Annotated in this window: 10 protein-coding genes; 7 read left to right on the forward strand and 3 right to left on the reverse strand. The window is 64.7% G+C overall.

Annotated features, from left to right (window positions below; genetic code table 11):
• Positions 1–92 precede the first annotated feature (92 nt).
• The 5 genes from IV098_RS06635 (at position 93) to hemW (ending at position 4,538) form a co-directional block, all read left to right on the forward strand.
• Positions 93–1,037, forward strand: a complete 945-nt coding sequence (locus IV098_RS06635) for a serine/threonine-protein kinase (RefSeq protein WP_296887303.1) — start codon at positions 93–95, stop codon at positions 1,035–1,037.
• A gap of 26 nt (positions 1,038–1,063) precedes the next feature.
• Positions 1,064–1,972: a protein phosphatase 2C domain-containing protein gene (locus tag IV098_RS06640; RefSeq protein WP_296887305.1), complete on the forward strand. Its 909-nt coding sequence runs from the start codon at positions 1,064–1,066 to the stop codon at positions 1,970–1,972.
• Positions 1,973–2,045: 73 nt separating this feature from the next.
• The gene (gene rph / locus IV098_RS06645; protein ID WP_296887307.1) at positions 2,046–2,774 is read left to right on the forward strand and encodes a ribonuclease PH; all 729 of its coding nucleotides are present in this window, start codon (positions 2,046–2,048) and stop codon (positions 2,772–2,774) included.
• A complete protein-coding gene (gene rdgB / locus IV098_RS06650) occupies positions 2,771–3,370 on the forward strand; it encodes an RdgB/HAM1 family non-canonical purine NTP pyrophosphatase (protein ID WP_296887309.1) in 600 nt (199 codons plus the stop codon). The genes rph and rdgB overlap by 4 nt, the downstream gene beginning before the upstream one ends.
• Positions 3,363–4,538 carry a radical SAM family heme chaperone HemW gene (gene hemW, locus IV098_RS06655; protein ID WP_296887311.1) on the forward strand — a complete coding sequence of 392 codons (1,176 nt, stop codon included), beginning with the start codon at positions 3,363–3,365 and terminating at the stop codon, positions 4,536–4,538. The genes rdgB and hemW overlap by 8 nt, the downstream gene beginning before the upstream one ends.
• Here the strand turns inward: hemW and senA are convergent.
• Positions 4,535–5,695, reverse strand: a complete 1,161-nt coding sequence (gene senA / locus IV098_RS06660; protein WP_296887313.1) for a selenoneine synthase SenA — start codon at positions 5,693–5,695, stop codon at positions 4,535–4,537. The two genes, hemW and senA, sit on opposite strands and share 4 nt — an antisense overlap.
• 57 nt (positions 5,696–5,752) lie before the next feature.
• On the opposite strand from senA, the gene selD reads away from it, so the two are divergent.
• Both selD and egtD read left to right on the forward strand, forming a co-directional pair.
• Positions 5,753–6,820 (forward strand): selenide, water dikinase SelD, encoded by a 1,068-nt coding sequence (gene selD / locus IV098_RS06665; protein ID WP_296887315.1) that lies wholly within the window; start codon positions 5,753–5,755, stop codon positions 6,818–6,820.
• A complete protein-coding gene (gene egtD, locus IV098_RS06670) occupies positions 6,821–7,762 on the forward strand; it encodes an L-histidine N(alpha)-methyltransferase (protein ID WP_296887317.1) in 942 nt (313 codons plus the stop codon).
• A gap of 42 nt (positions 7,763–7,804) precedes the next feature.
• Here egtD and IV098_RS06675 read toward each other — a convergent pair whose 3' ends face one another.
• Together IV098_RS06675 and IV098_RS06680 are read right to left on the reverse strand one after the other, a co-directional pair.
• Positions 7,805–8,227, reverse strand: coding sequence for a rhodanese-like domain-containing protein (locus IV098_RS06675; RefSeq protein WP_296887319.1), 423 nt, complete (start codon positions 8,225–8,227; stop codon positions 7,805–7,807).
• A gap of 184 nt (positions 8,228–8,411) precedes the next feature.
• Positions 8,412–12,131: a DUF1631 family protein gene (locus IV098_RS06680; protein WP_296887321.1), complete on the reverse strand. Its 3,720-nt coding sequence runs from the start codon at positions 12,129–12,131 to the stop codon at positions 8,412–8,414.
• Positions 12,132–12,294: the final 163 nt, after the last annotated feature.

Consider the following 12,294-nt stretch of genomic DNA (forward strand, 5'->3'; position numbering starts at 1 on the left):
TAGGCAGGTTTAATCGTGTTGCTGGCGCGTGGCCAGGGTGTATTGAAAGCTGGCGCAGCCAGTAAACTGACAAAGATAATAGACGTTCGACTATGGCGACTCAACCCAACCAGGCACTTCCCAACGGATACCGGCTGAACGAATACACCATTGTCCGCAAAATCGGCGGCGGTGGTTTCAGCCTGGTGTATCTGGCGCGCGACGATGCCAACCAGCCGGTGGCGATCAAGGAATATCTGCCAGGTGCGCTGGTGTTGCGTACCGAAGGCTCGGTCATCGTGCAGGCCAATTCGACCGAGAACAACAATATTTTCCGTCACGGCATGAAGTGCTTCTTCGAGGAAGGCCGGGCGCTCGCGTGCATCAATCATCCCAACGTCATCCGCGTGGTCAATTTCTTCCGCGCCAACGACACCGTTTACATGGTGATGCGCTTCGAGCGCGGCAAAACCCTGCAGCAGCATATCCAGGCCAACCGCGGCAGCATCCGCGAAAGCTTTATCCGCCGCGTGTTTGCGCAGTTGCTGAACGGCCTGCGCGAAGTACATACGCACAAATTGCTGCATCTGGACATCAAGCCGTCCAACATCTATATCCGGCTGGATGGCTCGCCGGTGCTGATCGACTTTGGCGCGGCGCGGCAAACCCTGACCCAGGAAGAAAGCAAGCTGCAGCCCATGTACACCCCGGGTTTTGCCGCGCCCGAGCAATACCACAACCGCGAGCGTCTCGGCCCCTGGAGCGACATCTACAGCGTGGGTGCCAGCCTGTACGCCTGCCTTGCGGGTTACCCGCCGCAGGCGGCCGACGCGCGCCTGCTCAACGACAAAATGGTGCCGGCCACGGTGAACTGGCGAGGGACCTATTCCGCGCAATTGCTCGAAACCATCGACAACTGTCTCAAGCTCAACTATATGGAACGCCCGCAAAGTGTGTTTAGCTTGCAAAAAGTGCTGATGGATCGAACCTCGATGGCGTTGCCGCGTCCCTCCTTGTTAAGCAGCATCAAGCACTCACTGACCAAGGATCTGTTTTAAAGCAGGTCTGTTCTAAAGCGAACGCGATGAAATTCACCATTTACCAGGCGTCACGTCAGGGTGGCCGCAAAAACAACCAGGACCGCGTGGCCTATTCCTACAGTCGGGATGCCCTGCTGATGGTGGTGGCGGACGGCATGGGCGGTCACCTGTACGGCGAGATCGCTGCGCAGATCGCCGTGCAGACGCTGACCGACCTGTTCCAGAAAATGGCCAAGCCGCGGCTTTCCGATCCGCTGGCTTTCCTCGCCGACGCGACCGCGCTGGCGCACAGCGCGATCAACGATTACGCCGTTGCGCAGGATCTGCTCGAGATCCCGCATACCACCCTGGTGGCCTCGGTGGTGCAGGACGGCACGGCCTACTGGGCGCACGTCGGCGATTCGCGCCTGTACCTGTTCAGTGACGGCGCGCTGATCGCGCGTACCGAAGACCACACCGCGGTGGCGCAACTGGTGCGCGACGGCATCATCAGCGAAGAGGAAGCGGGCAACCACCCGGAGCGCAACAAAGTCTCCAACTGCCTCGGCGGTTACGCCATTCCGCAGGTGGAATGCAATGCGCCGATCCCGTTGACCGACGGCGACACCATGCTGCTGTGCACCGACGGCATCTGGGGCATGATCAATGGCCAGGAACTGTCAGCGCTGCTGCATGCGTATACGCTGGAAGACGCGGTGCGCCATTTGATGGACCATGCCGAGTTTCGCGGCGGCGAGCACGGCGACAACCTCAGCCTGATCGCCATGACCTGGGGCGAGGCGCGCATGCCGAGCAAGGATTCCATCTCCACGCTGGCGCTGCCCGATGGCGGCGTCACCACCCAGATCAATGCGCATCGCCCGGTTCCCGGCGCCGCTGCGGTGTCGGACGACGAAATCGAGCGCGCCATCGCCGAAATCCAGCAGGCGATCCAGAAAATCTCGGTCAAATAGGCCGAGCCGGCACACCGCGTAAGCGGGAGGCCGGCGGCGCGGTAAACTCGCGCTTTCTTTTCTGTCTGCTGCCATGACTGCCATCACCCGCCCCAGTGGCCGCGCGCCCGACGCGCTGCGCGCCTTGACGTTTACCCGTGGTTACACCAAGCATGCCGAAGGCTCGGTGCTGGTCAGCATGGGCGATACCCGCGTGCTGTGCACCGCCAGCGTGCTCGACAAGATTCCACCGCACAAGAAAGGCAGCGGCGAAGGCTGGGTCACCGCCGAATACGGCATGCTGCCGCGTTCCACCCACACCCGCAGCGACCGTGAAGCTGCGCGTGGCAAACAGTCCGGACGGACCCAGGAAATCCAGCGCCTGATCGGGCGCAGCCTGCGCGCCGTGGTCGATCTGAAGAAACTCGGCGAACGCACGCTGCACATCGATTGCGACGTGTTGCAGGCCGATGGCGGCACGCGCTGCGCCAGCATTTGCGGCGCCTACGTCGCGGTTGCCGATGCCGTCGCTGGCCTGCTGCGCGACGGCAAGCTCGCGGAAACGCCGCTGAACGACAGCATCGCCGCGGTCTCGGTCGGCCTCTATCAGGGCGTGGCGGTGCTGGATCTCGATTATCTGGAAGACTCCGGCTGCGATACCGACATGAACGTGGTGATCACCGGTACGGGTGGCATCGTCGAAGTGCAGGGCACCGCCGAAGGCGTGCCGTTCTCTCGCGCCGACATGGACAAGCTGATCGACCTGGCCAGCGCAGGCATCACGGAAATCACCGCCGCCCAGCTCGCGGCGCTGCAAGCATGAGCAAACTCGTCATCGCCTCCGGCAATGCCGGCAAACTGCGCGAAATCGCCCGCATCCTCGCCCCGCTGGATATCCAGGCGGTCCCGCAATCCGAATTCGACGTGCCCGACTGCCCCGAGCCGCACATCACCTTCGTCGAGAACTGCCTGGCCAAGGCGCGCCATGCCAGCGCGCACAGCGGCCTGCCTGCGCTGGCCGACGATTCCGGCATCTGCATCGAGGCGCTGGGCGGCGCGCCCGGGGTGTTTTCCGCGCGCTATGCCGGCGAACCCAAATCCGACCAGCGCAACAACGAAAAGCTGATCGCCGCGCTGGCCGGCGAGGCCAATCGCCGCGCGCACTACACCTGCGTCATGGTCTACGTGCGTCACCCCGACGACCCCGAGCCGGTGATCGCGGAAGGCCGCTGGCACGGCGAAATCATCGACACGCCGCGCGGCGCGAACGGTTTCGGCTACGACCCGTATTTCCTCGTCCCGCAGTTCGGCAAGACTGGCGCCGAACTCGACGAGGACACCAAGAACGACATCAGCCATCGCGGCCAGGCACTGCGCGATCTGGTGGATAAGCTGCGGCAGCTGAAGCGGATTGGCTGAGTCCGTCATCCGTTTGTTCAACGGCGGCCTGACAACCCAGCCGCCGCTGTCGCTCTACATCCACCTGCCGTGGTGCGTAAAGAAATGCCCGTATTGCGACTTCAATTCGCATGCGCTGCAGACGCTTCCCGAAGCCGCTTATATCGATGCCTTGCTGCTGGATCTGGAGCAGGCCTTGCCGGACATCTGGGGGCGCAAGATCCACACGGTGTTTTTCGGCGGCGGCACGCCGAGCCTGTTTTCGGCGGAAGGGATCGACCGCATTCTCACCGGCGTGCGCACCCTGACGCCGCTGATGCCCGGTGCCGAGATCACGCTGGAAGCCAACCCGGGCACGGTGGAAGCGGCCAAATTTGCGGGCTTTCGCGCGGCGGGGGCGACCCGCGTCTCGCTCGGCATCCAGAGTTTCAATCCGCGTCACCTGCAGGCGCTGGGGCGGATCCACGACGACCGCGAGGCGCGCCGTGCGGCCGAGCTGGCTGCCACTCATTTCGACACCTTCAACCTCGACCTGATGTACGCGCTGCCGGGGCAAACCCTGGCCGAGGCCCTGGCCGACATCGACATCGCGCTCGGCTTCCAGCCGCCGCATGTGTCGGCCTATCACCTCACGCTCGAACCCAACACGCCGTTTGGCCATACTGCGCCGCCCAATCTGCCGGATGACGACGTGGCCGCCGACATGCAACAGGCCATCGAAGCCCGTTTGGGCGAGGCGGGGATGCAGCACTACGAAACTTCGGCCTATGCGCGGCCGCATCACGCCAGCCGCCACAATCTCAACTACTGGCAGTTCGGCGATTACCTCGGCATCGGCGCGGGCGCGCATTCCAAGCTCAGTTTTCACGACCGCATCCTGCGCCAGATGCGTACCAAGCATCCGCAGCAATACATGGACGCAGTCGGGCAGGGCACGCACATCGCCGACGTCCGCACGCTGACCCGCGGCGACCTGCCGTTCGAGTTCATGATGAATGCGCTGCGCCTGAACGAGGGCGTGCCTGCCGCCTTGTTCGAGGCGCGCACCGGGCTGCCGCTGATCGTCTGCACCGACGCATTGGAGAAAGCGCGTGCGCAGGGCTTGTTGCTGCCCGACGCGGCCCGGCTGAAACCGAGCCTGCAGGGACAACGCTTTTTGAATGACCTGCTGGAATTGTTTCTGGCTTAACGACTTGCCGTGCGGAATCCGGCGAACACATCGCGCCGCTCCGGCAAATAAAAATTGCGGAACCCCGGTCGTTTGAGCCGCGTATCGGTCACCGGCCCGCCGCCGCGCAATTCCCGATGGCTGTGAAACCAGGGCTGCGAATAGTCGCGGTAGGGGTCGGGCTCAAATCCGGGGTAGGGCGCGAAGGTGTCGCGTGTCCATTCCCAGCCCGCCCCCCAGACAAAATCAACCGCCCCGGTCGCGTGCTGCCATTCGGCGGTGCTGGGTAGGCGGCGTCCCAGCCAGGCGGCGCACGCCTCTGCTTCAAAACCATTGACATGCAGCATGGGCGCGCCTGCATGCAATGGCGTCCATTGTGCAAAGCGGCGCACCTGCCAGCCGCCGTCGGCCTTGCGCCAGTACGCCGGGTGGCTCGCACCGCTGGCCGAGCGCCAGGCCCAGCCCGCTTCGGACCACGCCGCGCGGTGCTGATAGCCGCCGGCGTCGACGAAGGCGGCAAAGGCCGCTTCGCTCACCGGCGTGGCGTCGATATCGAATGCGGGAACGCGCACGCTGTGCCGCCATTTTTCGTTGTCGAAAATGAAGCCTGCGTGGAGGCCGCTGCCCAGTGTCGCCTCGGTCTCGACTAAGGCCAGGCGTTGGGCGAGCAGGGGCAGATCGCCCGGCAGCCTCAGTGCAACAGGCGGCGCATAGCCCAGGTACTGAAACGCCATCCACCAGGCTTCGATATGCATCAGCTCGTGATACAGGCACAGCTCGGCCAGATAGGCCAGCGCGGGCGTGAATTCGCTGAGCAAGCGGGCCGTCACGGCGGCTGTTATCCGCTCGGTGTAGGCATCGAGTTCGGCGGGCGGCAGCAAGGCCAGATCCCAGCGCGTGTCGTGCGGCACGGCGGACGAATCGTAAAGTGCATCGGCACCCGGCAGCAGGCTGTCGGCGAAACGGTCGTCCGCCCGCGCCCGCAGGCACCAGCGCTCCTGAAACCATATGATGTGGCCGATTTCCCACAGCGGCGGATTCAGGATCGGGTCGCGTGGTCCCAGCCAGCCGTCTGCAGGCAGGTAGCCGGCCAGCGTGCGCAGCTGATCGCGCACCAGCGCCAGGCTGGCGATGAGCTGCTCCGGCGTGTAGCCGCTGACGGGGCGATCAAGGTTCATGCTATATAGGTACTCTCAATCTAGGCTTCCACTTTAAACCACAGGTGAATTCAGAACATGAGCGAGCCCATCCTTAATGCCCCCATCCGCCTGACCCAGTTCTCCCACGGCGGCGGCTGCGGCTGCAAAATCGCGCCGTCCGTGCTACGCGAAATTCTCGCCGACACGCCTTTTACCTCGCACATGGCGGCGGCCTATCCGGACTTGCTGGTGGGCATCGAGCATGGCGACGACGCTGCCGTGTATCGGCTGAACGACGAGCAGGCCATTGTCGCCACCACCGATTTCTTCATGCCGATCGTGGACGATCCCTACGAATTCGGCCGCATCGCCGCCACCAATGCCCTGTCCGATGTCTATGCCATGGGTGGGCGGCCATTGTTCGCGCTGGCCATCGTCGGCATGCCGATCGGCAAGCTGCCCAACGACGTCATCCGGCAGATCCTCGCCGGCGGCGAAGCGGTGTGCAAGGCGGCCGGCATTCCGATCGCGGGCGGGCATTCCATCGACGCGCCGGAGCCGATCTACGGCCTGGTGGGCATCGGCGTGGTCGATCCGCGCCGCGTCAAGACCAACGCGGGCGGCCAGGCGGGCGACGTGCTGATCCTCGGCAAGCCGCTCGGGGTGGGGATTTACAGCGCCGCACTGAAAAAAGAAGCGCTCAGCGCCGATCAATACGCCGCCATGATCGCCGCCACCACCCAGCTCAACACTGCCGGCGCCGACCTTGCCGGCCTCGACGGCGTCCACGCGCTGACCGATATCACGGGCTTTGGCCTGGCCGGACATTTGCTGGAAATCACCCGCGCCTCGAAGCTGGCTGCCCGCGTCGAATTCGCGCGCCTGCCGCTGCTGCCGGGGGTCGCCGAACTGGCGCAAGCCGGCTTGACCACCGGCGCCAGCCAGCGCAACTGGGCGAGCTACGGCGCTGAAGTCAGTATCGGCCCGCTCGCCGACTGGCAGCAGGCTGTCCTCACCGACCCGCAAACCAGCGGCGGCCTGCTGGTGAGCTGCGCGCCCGAAGCGCGCCAGGCCGTGCTCGACCTGTTTCACCGGCACGGCTTTGCCGGCGCGGTGGAAATCGGCGGCCTGCATGCGGGAACGAACGTCACGGTTGTTGCCTGAATGTCGTTTCGCTTTGTCGACTTGCCTGCAGCGCACGACGACCTGCGCGCCGACGTGCTGGCGGGACTGGCCGCGCAGCCCAAGTCCATCCCGCCCAAATACTTTTACGACGAAGCCGGCTGCCGCCTGTTCGAGGCCATCTGCGCACAGCCCGAATACGCCCTCTGCCGTACCGAGCGTGCGCTCATGGACGCGCACCTGTCCGAAATCGCTGCCGCCATCGGCGCGGTCGATTGCATCATCGAGCCGGGCGCGGGCGACTGCGTCAAAGTCCGCGCCCTGCTCGACACCGTGCACCCCAGCCAGCTGGTGGTGTTGGACATCGCAGGCGAACCGCTCGCCGCTGCCGCCGGCGCGCTGGCGCTGGAATATTCCGGCGTGGCGGTCAGCGCGCTGGGCATGGATTTCATCCGCAGCCTGGAAGACGCTACGCCTTACCTCATGGGCGGTCGGCGGCTGGTCTATTACCCCGGTTCCAGCATCGGCAACTTCACGCCGGCCGAGGCTGCCGCCCTGCTCGCGCGCTTTCGCAAGCTGGCGGGCGAGGCGGGCCAGTTGCTGATCGGCTTCGACCTCAAAAAAGACCCGGTCGAGCTTCACCGCGCCTATAACGACGTTGCAGGCGTGACCGCAGCCTTCAACCTCAACCTGCTGGCGCGCTTGAACCGCGAACTCGAAGCCGATTTCGACCTCGGCCAGTTCCGCCACTACGCCTTCTACAATCCGGTCGCCGGGCGCGTCGAAATGCATTTGATCAGCCTGACTGGGCAAACCGTCCGTGTCGCGGGGCAGCGTTTCCATTTCGCGCTGGGCGAAAGCGTGCATACCGAGAATTCCTGGAAATTCCGCGGTGACGAATTCAGCGCCATCGCCGCAAGCGCGGGCTGGCAGCGGGTTCAGACGTGGGAGCGGGACGGCTTTGCGGTGCAGCTGTACGGATAAAGCCGGCGCCGGCAGGCCCGCATCTAGCGGGCCGCGGCAAAATCAATACGCAGCCTCGTGTACCTGGGGCATGCCGTCGGCTTCCCAGCGGGCGTAGCCGCCTTCCATGTTCAGCACATTCTTGAAGCCCATCATCTGCAGCACCGCGGCGGCCATGGCCGAGCGGCCGCTGGTGGCGCAATAGACGACGATCTGACGGTCGCGCGCCGCGGCCAGTTCGGGCAGGTGTTTCGGATAGGCGGGGTCGGCGGCCGCCTCGATGATGCCGCGCGGAACCAGATGGGCGCCCTTGATGTGGCCGGCCTCGTACTCGCTGTGCTCGCGCACGTCGATCAGCAGCAGGTCTTCCCGGGCGCTGAGTTTGTCCAGCAGGGTCTGCGGGGAAATTTCCTTGACGCAGGATTTGGCTGCGCGAACGAAGTCCATCAGGCCCATCGCCTGTTCGGGTTTGAAGGTGTTGTACATCGGAAAATCTCCTGGGTTGAGGATCGAAAAAGACGAAACCTGAACGTATCAGATTACGCGCAGGCGAGAAAAGGCCCGCAGGCATGCGGGCCTTTGTGGTGCCGGCGCTCCGGACGAGGCTCGCCGGATCACGCGCCTGTGCCGGTCCGCTCCGGGTTTGCCATGCAGGCAGAAGCGGGCCGGCTTATCCGAGACTGTCCAGCGTGCGCGGTTCGCCGATCAGATAGCCCTGTACGCAATCGACCCCCATTTCGACCAGGGTGGCGAGGCGCTCGGGGTCTTCGATGAAGCCGGCCACGGTCTTGATGCCGAGGAAGCTGCCAGTTTCCAGGATCGAGCGCACCAAGGCTTCGTCGATCATGCTGGTGCCGATTTCGCGAACCAGGGCGCGGTCGATTTTCAGATAGTCGAGCTTCATGCTCTTCAGGCTGGTGTACGAGCTGCTGCCGATGCCGAAGTCGTCGAGCGTGAAGCGGCAACCGTAGCGCTGGAGCTGACGCATGAACAGCTGGGTCTGGGCGTGGCCTTCCACGGCATCGGCTTCGCTGATTTCGAAAATGAGCTTGTTGCCGGGAATGTCGCCGCGCGCCAGTTCGGCCAGCAGGAACTTCAGGAACAGCGGGTTGGTGATCGACTGGCCGGATAGGTTGATCGACAGGCCGCCAATTACGGCGAGGCGATCCGCATGGTCGCGCATCCAGTGCAGGACGGTTTTGACCACCCAGCGATCGATCTCGGTGATGCGCTGGAGGCGCGCGGCGACATCGATCAGGTCGCGCGTGGCGATGGCGCGTTCGTCGTGCGCGGTGGGGTGCAGCAGCACCTCGAAATAGAGCGGGGTGCGCGCCGGGTCGGCCGCGGCCACCACGGGCTGACAGTTGAGGCTGAGCTGGTTATTGGCCAGGATGGCGGTCAGTTCGTGCGCCCATTGCGCCAGCGCCAGCACGCCGCTGTCGTTGATTTCGCTGCTGTACAGCACCACCGGCTGGCCGGATTCGCGGGCGCGCGCGCTGGCGGCGTTGGCGTTGTCGAAATAGGTTTCCGGACTCAGACAGTCGTTGGTCCACATCAGGCCGGCCGCCATCTGCACGCGGTAGCGGATGCCGTTGATTTCCTGCGGCTGCGCGGTCAGGGTGCGCAGCAGGTTTGCGGCCTGCGCCTGTGCGGCGTCGCTGTCGGTCGCCTCGATCCAGAAGGCGAGCCCGGATTCGCCGGCGCGCGCCAACTCGGCGCTGGCGGGCAGCAAAGTGGGCAGCAGCTGGGACAGTTCGCGCAGGATCGGAATGCGGATATCGCTTGCCGCGGCTTCGCCAGCCGGGTTGAGGATGTCGAACTGGATGACGCCGACGGCAAAGCCGCCCTCCGTGGCCTGACTGCGCAGCCAGGCGCGGCGGATCGAGCGGAAAAAGCTCTTGCGGTTGGCAAGGCCGGTAGCAGAATCGTGCGAAGCCTGCCACAGCAGGTCGCGCTGCATTTTCTGGATCATTGCGCTGTAAGAGCGGTCCATCAGCGGCAGTTCGAGGTCTTCGGTCCATTGCGCCTCGCCGGCTTCCAGCGTTTGCAGCAGTTCCGCCCGCTTGAGGTCGAGCTTCTTGATGCCGCGATAGTTGGCGAACACGTACACGTGGGGCTGGTCGCCGATCCAGATCAGGTTGAGCGGCGTGTCCTGCGATTTGAACTGCAGCCAGTCGCCGACGCGCAAGCGCTCGGCCAGGTTGTCCTGCTCTTCGGTGAGTGGCTCGCTGGCGGCGTCGATCAGGCGGGCGCCGATCGCCGTACGCGGGTGCTGCGTCTTGTCGGTTTCGAACAGGGCGGTCGCGAGCTGGTCGACGATGCGGTCTTGCGCGAACTTGTCGGCGCACACATGCGTCAGCGCCTGGTCGATGCGCTGCAGCAAGGCCTGGATGTCGCTGGCCGAGGGCGCTTCGGCGAGGTCCGGGTCGAGCCAGCCGCACAACTGGCGCAGCACCTGCCAGGCCTGGCGCGCTTCGTCGCTGTCGATGCCGTGACGCATTTCCTCGATGAACAGCACATTGCGCCAGCCGCCGTTCAGCAGTTCGATCACCGCATTGGGCACTGGGTGAGTGTCGAGCTGCGCCAGCAGTTCGCGCAGGATGCGCTGCTTGACGATCTCGGCGTTCTGGCGGCCTTCGCACATTTCCTGCAAGCGGAAAACGCGCGCGGCGCGCTCGCTCAGCAGTGGCTTGACCACGCGTTCGAGCTGGGTGCGTGCTTCTTCGAATACGCCCGGGTTCTTGTCGGCTTCGGCGTTGATGCGGTCGGTCCAGCGGCTCATCAGCCGCATCAGCCGCGCATCGCTGATCTTGCCGTCGTCGCCCGCCACCATGCTGATGCGGTCGAGCGTATTCAGCACCTTGTGCGCCGGGTGGCTGGGTGAGTTGAGGAACTGCGGGTCGGACATCGCCAGCTTGATGAGGCTGGTTTCGAGCTGCTGGAAAAACGGCCGCATGCCTTCGCTGACCGATTTTTCGGCATGCATGGTATCGAACAGCGCGCCGAACATGTCGACCGAGCGCTGCATCTCCTGCGTGACCGCAGGCGGCAGGGCGCCGGCGGCCGCCAGTCGCTGCAACACCGGCGAATGCGCCACACCGGGCACGCTCGATGGCATCGTCTGGCCGCCCGCTGCGGCGGGTTGCGCATAGCCGCCCTGGCCGGCCTGGGGTGCCGGAGCGTTCGCCGCGGTCGGCGCGGCCGCTGCAGCCTGGCCCTGATTGCCCTGGAAGAAATCCATCAGGGAACTGGTCAGGCGGCTGAGCGCGCCTTTGGGCGGTGGTGCGGCGGGCGCACCTTCAGACTGGGCGAAGGGCGGGCTGCCGGCCTCGGTGGGCGCGGGCTTGTCGGCTTCGGTGGGGGGCGGAGCCGGGTGGGTTTGCGGCGACTGGGTTTCAGCCTGCGAAATCGGCAGCATCGCCAGCAACTCGGCATACAGCGGCGCCAGCTGGTCGGACAGCACGTCGCGCAAGGTGGCATAGGCCACCTGCCGCGCGCGCGCCGATACCGGAACATCCTGCACCGCGCTGCGGAAAGCATGGCCGATGACATTGGGGCCGAACGGATTGGTGCTGTGGTCGCAGGCAAAGCCGAATAGCTGGCCGATGCGCGGCTCGATATCGGCCAGCTGCTCGTGAAACTGCTCTTCCAGCTTGTGGGCTTCGGTCGAAGTGGCGAGCCAGTCTTCGAAGTCCAGTTCGTCGACCAGCGCCAGGCCGCCTTCGTTGCTGCTCGATTTGACCTGCGGCTGGACAGCGCCGGTCTGGCTCAGAGCATCCATTACCTGCTGCACAAAGCGGGTCTGCACCCCGGCGGCCTGTTGGCCGAACTCGTGCATCGCGCTCAGCAAGGCGCTGTGTTCGGTAATCCCCGATGCTTGCACGGCGGCGGCACTGAGCTTGTCGCCAAGTACCTGCATCATCTGATCGTGCGCCTGCAGCAGGGTCTCGTTCAACAGCGTGGTGCTGGCCTGGCGCAAGTGCGGGAAAGCCTCCGAAGTGGGCAGGGCGGCCAGTTTCTGGCGATGACTGGCCATGCGCAGCTTTTGCAATGCGCGCAAGGCTTCGTGCGGCTGGCGGATGAACGAAACGCCGACGCCGAGCGGGCTCAGCCGCTTGAGTTGGGCGGGGACCTGAAAGGTGTTGGTCGCGGTGCTCGAGGCCGCGGTGAAAACGATTTCCACCTCGGCATTGGCGCGCTGGGCCAGAGCTGCGATCGCCACCTCGGGATTGGTGAATTTGAGGAACAGCCCGCCCACGCAGAAGTCGCGGATTTCGCAGGCGATTTCGGTATGCCCGAGCTGCGTGATGATGGCGGCCTGAGAAACCTGAAAACGCTTGTCGCGCCGCTGTTCCTGGCCGGCGCGCTGGTTGTCGATCTGGTTGTCCATCCTTCCCCCTGCCTTACATTGATTTTTCCCGATTATAGGGGCGGGCGGGCGGGAATGCGGCGAGGCAGAATGGGGCCGGGTGGAAAGCGGTTGTCGCAGGGCGGCGGGTTTTGATAGACTGGCGCGCATGAACCCGGCCATGCTGACCTTTTTTAGCTGCTTT

The organism is Thiobacillus sp. (genome assembly GCF_018780105.1).
GTDB lineage: Bacteria > Pseudomonadota > Gammaproteobacteria > Burkholderiales > Thiobacillaceae > Thiobacillus.